The following is a 501-nucleotide window of genomic DNA, read 5'->3' as shown; positions in this document are numbered from 1 at the left end:
CAGCAAGGCGAAATCCTATGAGGCTGGGGAACGTGTCGAGTTCGGCGGAAAGTCGTTTGCACCGCTATACACGCCCAAAAACGACACGCTGATCAACCTATTCCAGATCTCACAGCAAGAACAAGAGCAACTGAAGACGATTATCAGCACTGACGAGGCTCAGAAGCGCCGCAGAGAGCGCGATAGACTGCGTGATGAAGAACGTCGCCGCGCCGCTGGCCAGCTTGAGCGTGAAGCCTATGAAGCCAACTCATTGAGCAGGCAAAAGCCCTGGGAAGCTATGGGCATGAGCCGGGCTAAATGGTATCGCCTGGGCAAGCCTTCACCTCAACAAAACAGTGAGACAAGTCCCTCCCCTATTACTAATGGCGAAGCCTCAGCGGTTGCCCTTCAGGCGGCCAGGTGTAAAGCCGTTTAGATGGCTATTTCAAAGTGAGTGAGATTTCGTAACGGATGGCAGCCCTAGAGGCTGCTTTCTTTTGAGGGGTTAGCAGGCGTATA

The 501-nt window shown here is 53.7% G+C and carries 1 protein-coding gene; it reads left to right on the top strand.

Features of this window, described 5'->3' with window-relative positions; all coding sequences use genetic code 11:
• Positions 1 to 418, top strand: a 418-nt coding sequence (locus ABD361_RS30355; protein ID WP_425583372.1) for a hypothetical protein, incomplete at its 5' end; no start/stop codon positions are given.
• Between the last annotated feature and the right edge of the window lie 83 nt (positions 419 to 501).

Origin of the sequence: Streptomyces luteosporeus, from assembly GCF_039532865.1 — a bacterium.
Classification (GTDB): Bacteria; Actinomycetota; Actinomycetes; order Streptomycetales; family Streptomycetaceae; genus Streptomyces; species Streptomyces luteosporeus.
This window is presented reverse-complemented; position numbering and strand designations above follow the sequence as displayed.